Origin of the sequence: Streptosporangium sp. NPDC049248 (assembly GCF_040678965.1) — a bacterium.
GTDB lineage: Bacteria > Actinomycetota > Actinomycetes > Streptosporangiales > Streptosporangiaceae > Streptosporangium > Streptosporangium fukuiense.
On the sequence record NZ_JBFAQY010000010.1, the window covers coordinates 290708 to 297782 of the forward strand.

Genomic DNA, 7075 nt, shown 5'->3' on the forward strand with positions numbered 1-7075 from the left:
AGCGATCACCATTAATCACTCACAGCTGTCACACAGGTCACAGAAACCTTGGAATTTCCCATTTCCAGCCATATTTGCACTTGAAGAGCGGATAGCCTCATTTATCTCCCCGTCAATGAACAGGTAATGACAGAGCGGCATGGAAGGTAAGCGCGGATGCCCACGCCCCGAAAACTGACGCTTCTGGCGGCGACCATCGGTCCGGTGGTACTGATCGCGCTGACGCTGCTCGCGGGCACCGATGTCATCTCGGTCACGGCGGCCGTCGTACTCGGCGCGATCGCGACGGTGTTCGCCGTCCAGATGCTGGCGATCGCGACGGTGCGCAGGGTCGACGGCAAGGCCCTGCGGATCGACACCCGCGTCAAGCGCTACGAAGCGGAGCTGACCACGGTCAAGGCCGCCACCGAGCGGCTGGACCGGCGGCTGGACGAGATCGTCGAACTGCTCAGGGAGCACGAGCGGAAGCGGGACGAGGACCTGCAGACGATCCTGGTCTCGCTGGGCGAGGACCGGCTGGTCTCCATACCGCAGCGCCAGGAGATGGCGGAGGTGGTCAACGACCTGCTGCCGCGACTGGCCGCCGTGGAGGCGCGGACCGGACAGGCCACCCCGGAGGGAGAGGCGTGAGCGGGGCCGGGCACGGCGACCTGGCCGGCCGGAGCGGCGTCCCTCGCGCCGAGGTCGGGCAGAACGACTACGGGCCGCTGCTCCCACCCGACCTGGGCCGGTGGGAGCCCCGGCTCAGGGTGAGCGTGGTGATCCCGGCGTACGACTGCCAGGACGCCCTGGACCGTACGCTCGCCTCCCTTGCCGCGCAGACCTACCCCGCGCATCTGATGGGGGTGGTCGTGGTCGACGACGGCAGCGAACCGCCGCTGCGCGTCCCCGAGATCACCCCGGCGGGCACCCGCCTCGTCCGGGTACCGGAAGGCCGCTGGGGGCGGGGCTGGGCCCGCCAGACCGGTGCCGAGGCGGCGGCCGGCGACATCCTGCACTGGGTCGACTCCGACATGATCCTCGACCGGGAGCACGTCGAGGCGCACATGCGCTGGCACCACCTCCTCCCCTACGCCGTCGTGATGGGCGACGTCCGCTTCACCCCCGACGGGACCCGGCCCCGTGCCGGGGAGGTCCTCTCGGCCGTGGAGGCCGGGGACGCGGAGAGGCTGTTCGACGGGTCCGCGCCACACGAGTGGCGGGCGGGCGTGCTGGCGGAGACCCGGTGGCTGCGGGACGCGGGCACCGGGGCCTACCGGCTCCATTCGGGGGCCAGCACATCGGTCCCGGTGGCACTGCTCCGCTCGGCCGGCGGCGTGAACACCGCGTTGAACATGGGTGAGGACACCGATCTCGGCTTCCGCCTCGCGCAGGCGGGCGCGGTCTTCATCCCCGACCCGCAGGCCCGCGGCTGGCACCTCGGCCCGTCCACGGTCATGCTCAGGGAGAAGGAGGTGCACCGGCACAACTGGTCGGTGCTGCCCGACCTCATCCCCGATCTGCGCTGGCTGCGCACCCACCCGCGCAGGACCTGGCTGGTGCCGTACGTGCACGTCGTCGTCGACGTCGGCGGCGCCCGCTACGAGGACGTGCGGGCGAGCGTGGACAGCGCGCTCGCGGGCACCCTCGTCGACGTCGCCGTCACCGTGGTCGGGCCCTGGGCCCGGCTCCCCGCCGGCCGCCACCCCTCCCTCGACGAGCCGCTGCTCGATCTGCGTCTGGTGCACAACCTGTACGCCCATGAGCCACGGGTCTCCTTCGCCGAGGAGGCGCCCGCCGGCTCGGCACCCGCGCCGTTCCGCCTCACCTTCCCCGCCGGGTGGGCACTCGGCGCCGACAGCCTGGCCGAGCTGGTGAAACTCGCCGAGAGCGAGGGGTACGGGCTGCTGAGCGCGGTGCTCGACGAGGGGGCCGACGGGGTCAGGGCGGCCAGGTTGGAGCGCACCGCCGCCTTCGCCAGGGCGGCGCTGGTGACCGGAGGCACTCCAGGGGGTGACATCGACGGTGATATCGACGATGCCGTCCACAGGCTTTTCGGCTCCCTGTGGGTGAGTGCCGCCGAGTTCGGCGTGGCGACCGCCGGGGAGGCGGAGCCCGTCGCCGGTGACCCCGCGAAGTGGCGGGCCGAGAGCACCCGGTGGAAGCGCGAGGCGGAACGGCTGCGGGGCGAGGTGGAGAGCCTGCGCGCCGAGACCGAACGGCTGCGGACGGAGGCCGGGCACTCCCGGGACGAGCGGCGGCGTGGCCCCCTGGGAGGGATCATCCCGACGACCAGGCGGCAGACGGCTCCGCGCCGGGGGAAGAGCGGCTGATGTCCCTGCTGATCGATCTCGTCCGGGCCGCCGGGGAACGGAACGGCAAGCGACGCGTCCTCGTCTACTGCGCGGGCTTCGAGACACTCGGCGAGCTGGAGTCGTACGGGGCGATGGACCTCGACGGCGACCTCGACGGCATCCCGCGGGCGGAGGAGGGCGCCGCGGAGATCCTGGTGCTCGCCCGCACCCCGACGGACCTCCGCAGGGCCGCGAGCCTGCAGTCACTGCTGGCCATGGCCACCCGGGTGGTCGTCGCCGTGGAGGAGACACCGCACTGGTACACCGCGCCGGTGCCCTCGCCCACTCCCGCCCACCGCTGGCGGTCGCTCGTCGAGCTCCGGGTCCACCAGCCGGAAGCGCCCGCCTGGGTGATCGAGGCGCGGTTCTCCAAACCGGCGCCCGCCGGGCGGACGCTCGCCGCGACCGCCAGGGCGTTCGCGGGACACCGGATGGACGCCGTCGCCGCGCCCGTCGCCGGTCTGGCCGGCCCCGGGGCGGCCCACTGGCGTCCCGGCGACCCGAACGCGGCCCCGTCCCCGCCCGAAGGGCCGGTCCCCGACAGGTTCGGCGCCCGCGGCGCCGACCTGGTCGTGCGTACGGTCGATGAGGCGCCGCCGCCCTGGTCCGGCGACGAGGACCCGGCGGACCGCCCGGTCGCCGAGCTGATGAGCTGGGAGCGGCTCGGCCGCCCCGGCGGCGGCAGGATCCTCCAGGCCGGTCTCGGCGACCTGTCAGAACCCCGGACCGTCCCACCGGTCGACGACCGCTCGGTCAACCCCATGGGCTTCGTCACCGTACCGTCCCTCGGCACCGCCGATCTGTCCGTGGAATCCGGCCGCTGGGCGATCACCTGCGATGGCCGGACCCTCACCGCCTTCGCGGCCTCCGGCGCCGTCACGGACGTGGACGTCAACCGGATCAGGCAGGTCAGAGGGGTACGGGTGGACTGGCGGCGCGGCCACAGCGGCCCGGTGGCCGCGCTCCGCGTCGTCACCGGGCTGGCGGCGGCCGGGGTGCCGCTGGTCTCCGAGGCCGTGCCGCGCTGGGCGGGCGCCCTCGGCCCCGAGCTGGCCAGACTGATCACCTCGGTCGACGAGCCCGTGCTCAAGGACGACCTGGAGCGCGAGGAACACAGCATCCGGCTGCGCCGCGAGGCGCTGCGCGGCCACGGCGTCCGTGCCCGCTGGGAACAGCTCGGTGCCCCCGCGAGGCCCTCGCAGCCGGTCTCGGTGCTGCTCGCCACCCGCCGCCCGGAGATGGTGGGCTTCGCGTTGGAGCAGCTGGCCAGGCAGCGCGGCACCGAGTTCGAGGTGATCCTCGCCCTGCACGGCATCCCGGCGACGCATCCCGGCGTGGCCGGGGCGCTGGCCTCCTTCGAGCGGCCGGTCACCGTGTTCGAGGCGAACGAGGAGAGCGTGTTCGGGGCCGTGCTGAACGAGGCCGCGGCCAGGGCGTCGGGATCGTTCCTGCTGAAGATGGACGACGACGACTGGTACGGGCCCGACTTCGTCTCCGACCTGCTGCTGGCCCACTCCTACTCGGGGGCCCAGGTGGTGGGCATGGTCCCGGAGTTCGTCTACCTCGCCTCGATCGGGGTGACCGTCCACCGCGAGCAGGTCACCGAGCAGATCACCAACTTCATCGCCGGAGGGACCATCTTCGCCGAACGCTCCGCCTTCGAGGCCGTGGGCGGCTTCCGCCCCCTGCCCGGCACGATCGACGCCCAGTTCCAGCACGCCGTACAGGCCGCGGGCGGGCAGATCTACCGCACCCAGGGCCTGGGCTACATCCTGCGGCGCGGCAACGTCGCCGACCACACCTGGCGCGAGCCGATCGGCACGTTCCTGCGACGGAACAAGCGCCAGTGGCGCGGCTTCCGGCCCAGCGCGCTCATGGAACTCCCCCCGGAGGCCCCGTGAACACGCCGCGCGCACCGCGGGTCCCGGCCGGGGACACACCGGACGCACCGGACGCACCGCCGGTTCCGGCCCAGGCCGCCGCGCCGCGGATTCCCGGCAACGACTACGGGGTGCTGCCGGCGCCCGCCCTCGGCGCATGGGAGCCGCGCCTGCCGGTGAGCGTGGTGATCCCCGCCAGGGGAGGGCAGGACAGGCTCGACCTCACCCTGGCCGGGCTCGCCGCCCAGACCTACCCCGCTCACCTCCTTGAGGTGATCGTCGTGGACGACGGCAGCGCGCCCCCGCTCCGGCTTCCCGAGATCGCCCCCGAACGCACCCGGATCGTTCCCGGTGCCCCCGGCCGCCGGGGCATCGCCTGGGCCCTGGAGACCGGCACCGCCGTCGCGGACGGCGAGGTGATCCACCGGATGGACGCCGACATCGTCTCCTACCGGGAGCACGTCGAGGCGCACATGCGCTGGCACCATCTGGCCGGCTACCTGGTGGTGCTGGGGACGCTGCGCTTCACCGCCATGACGGGCACCCCGCCCACCCCCGCCGAGGTCCAGATCGCCGTGGCCAAGGACAGGGCGGACTCCCTCTTCACCGAGGATCCCGAGCACGGGCACGACTGGATCGCCGAGCTCGTCGCCGCGCACCGCGGCTTCCGCGACGCGCCCAACTCGCTGCTGCACCGCGTCCACGTGGGCGCGACGGTCTCGCTACCGGCCGCCCTGCTGAAGGAGGCGGGAGGGCTGGACACCTCCCTGCGGCTCGGCGAGGACACCGAGCTGGGCTACCGGCTCACCCAGACGGGCGCGGTGTTCGTCCCCGACGCCGAGGCGCTGAGCTGGCACCTGGGCACGACGACCGCCATGCGCAGGCCCGCGGACGTCAGGCGGCACAACGACCCCTTCATCGCCGACCGGGTCCCCTACCGGCGCCACCTGCGCACCGACGCGGGCCGGCAGTGGCTGGTCCCCTACGTCGACGTCGTGGTGGACGCCCGAGGCGCCTCCTTCGAGGACGTCAGGGCGAGCGTCGACGGGGCACTGGCCAGCAGCCTGCCCGACGTGCGCGTCACCCTGGCCGGGCCGTGGGCGTCGCCCGCGGGCGAGCGCCATGGGGCGGCGGGCGGGCCGCTGGACGACCCGCTGCTCGACCTGCGGCTGCTGCGCGGCCAGTACGCCCACGACGGCCGCGTCTCCTTCGTCGAGCGGGTCCCGCCGACCTCGGCTCCCGCGCCGTTCCGGCTCGTCTGCCCGGCCGGCTGGGTGCCCGGGACGGAGTCGCTGGCCATGCTGGTCGAGCGGGCGGAGCAGGACGACGAGGGCCTGCTGCTGGTGGCGCTGGACGAGGACGAGTCAGGTGTCCTGGCCGCCCGCCTGGAGCGGACCTCCGCCGTGGCGAGGGCGAGGCGGGTGGCCCGCGAGGGCGAGTCGCTCGACGACGTGATCGCCGAACTGCACGGCGCGACCTGGCTGGACGCGGAGTCCTGGCGGCTGCGGCCGGCGGCGCACGCCTACCCCTACTGGGCCACGAACCGCAACCGGGAGGCCGTGCGCTGGCGCGCGGCGGCCGAGTCGCGGGCCCGGGAGGCCGAACGGGCCCAGCGGCAGATCGCCACGCTCAAGGCCGAGCTCAAGGAGTTGCGCGCGGTGGCCGCCAAGGGCCGCCGCGACACCGCCAGGTGGAAGGAGAAGGCCGAACAGCGCCGCCTGGAGGCCGTCGCCCTGCGCCAGGCCCGGCAACGCTCCCTGCTCGGCCGCGCCGCCCGCGGTCTCCGCAGGCTCACCGAGGGCTCCTGACGGCCTTCCCCCGCGCCGGGGCCCCGGCCCTGCGCGGATCGCGGGAAGGTCCTGAGGGGGCCGTTCTCAGCCGGGCACGGGGCGGTAGCGGGCGCCGACGGCACTCTGCAGCGTCTTCACCACGGTGCCGCGGGACTTGCGCGCCGCCAGCCAGTCGAGGAAGGGGTTCAGCCGCTCGGGAGTCACCGAGTAGAGCCCGCAGCGGTCGCAGACCCGGTGGAACACCAGCGGGACCAGGCCGCCACCGCTCTTCTCCGCGTTGAGCACCTGCTGTTTCATGTGCCGCAGCAGGGTGTCCTCGCGAACGGAGCTCGGCGTGCGGATCTCGTAGCGGTCCTTCGGGCGTGTGGTCTCGCTCGCCGGGCAGCCGGGGCACTTCCACTCCCTGAGCCCGCCGACCGAGCGGGCCGCGTCGTAGCCGCACCGCCTCGCCACCGCCTTGGCGTCGGAGTCGACCGCGCCGAACGGGTAGGCGAGGGTGGCCGGCCGGTACCCCCACGCCACCAGCCTCCTGCGGTCGTCGCAGATCTGCCCCTCCTGCTCGCTCTGGGTCAGCTCGGTGAGGCGGATGTGGGTCAGCGTGTGACCGCCGATCTCGTGGCCCTTCCCGGCTATCGCGGCGAGGTGGCGACGGGTCAGTTTGAGCTCGTCGCCGATGGTGTCGGTGTTGATGTAGAACGTTCCACGCATCCCGCGCCTCTCCAGCATGCGGGCCACGGCCAGGTGCGTGGAGTCACCGTCGTCGAAGGTGAGCGAGACGACGGTCTCCACCTTCTTGACGGGTTTCGCGGTCTTCGCCTGACCGACCTGTCCCGGCGCCATCGCGATGGCCAGCGCCGCGGAGAACACGGCCACCCGACGAAAGATCTTCATGGCGGACCCCCTCCCGGAACAGCAAATAAAGCACAAAAAAACACCATATAAGCCTATGGAGACCACCGATTTAGCCGTTATCAAATACCCAGGAACCTGATACCGACCCGGCATGACACCGCCCGGCGGGGGGGGAGCCGCAGTCAGCGGCGGGGGGACGCCCCGGGGGGGGGGGTGGCGG

General features: G+C 73.2%; 5 protein-coding genes. 4 read left to right on the forward strand and 1 reads right to left on the reverse strand.

The window, feature by feature from the left end:
• Positions 1 to 156: 156 nt before the first annotated feature.
• From AB0K21_RS20985 to AB0K21_RS21000, 4 genes are read left to right on the forward strand one after another with little or no spacing between them, the layout of a single operon-like run.
• Positions 157 to 630 (forward strand): hypothetical protein, encoded by a 474-nt coding sequence (locus AB0K21_RS20985; protein ID WP_343975716.1) that lies wholly within the window; start codon positions 157 to 159, stop codon positions 628 to 630.
• The gene (locus AB0K21_RS20990; protein WP_343975719.1) at positions 627 to 2312 is read left to right on the forward strand and encodes a glycosyltransferase; all 1686 of its coding nucleotides are present in this window, start codon (positions 627 to 629) and stop codon (positions 2310 to 2312) included. The genes AB0K21_RS20985 and AB0K21_RS20990 overlap by 4 nt, the downstream gene beginning before the upstream one ends.
• Positions 2312 to 4234, forward strand: coding sequence for a glycosyltransferase (locus tag AB0K21_RS20995; RefSeq protein ID WP_343975722.1), 1923 nt, complete (start codon positions 2312 to 2314; stop codon positions 4232 to 4234). Before AB0K21_RS20990 ends, AB0K21_RS20995 begins: the two co-directional genes overlap by 1 nt.
• Positions 4231 to 6021 carry a glycosyltransferase gene (locus tag AB0K21_RS21000; RefSeq protein WP_343975726.1) on the forward strand — a complete coding sequence of 597 codons (1791 nt, stop codon included), beginning with the start codon at positions 4231 to 4233 and terminating at the stop codon, positions 6019 to 6021. Before AB0K21_RS20995 ends, AB0K21_RS21000 begins: the two co-directional genes overlap by 4 nt.
• 66 nt (positions 6022 to 6087) lie before the next feature.
• Here the strand turns inward: AB0K21_RS21000 and AB0K21_RS21005 are convergent, their stop codons facing one another.
• Positions 6088 to 6894 (reverse strand): polysaccharide deacetylase family protein, encoded by an 807-nt coding sequence (locus AB0K21_RS21005; RefSeq protein WP_343975729.1) that lies wholly within the window; start codon positions 6892 to 6894, stop codon positions 6088 to 6090.
• Between the last annotated feature and the right edge of the window lie 181 nt (positions 6895 to 7075).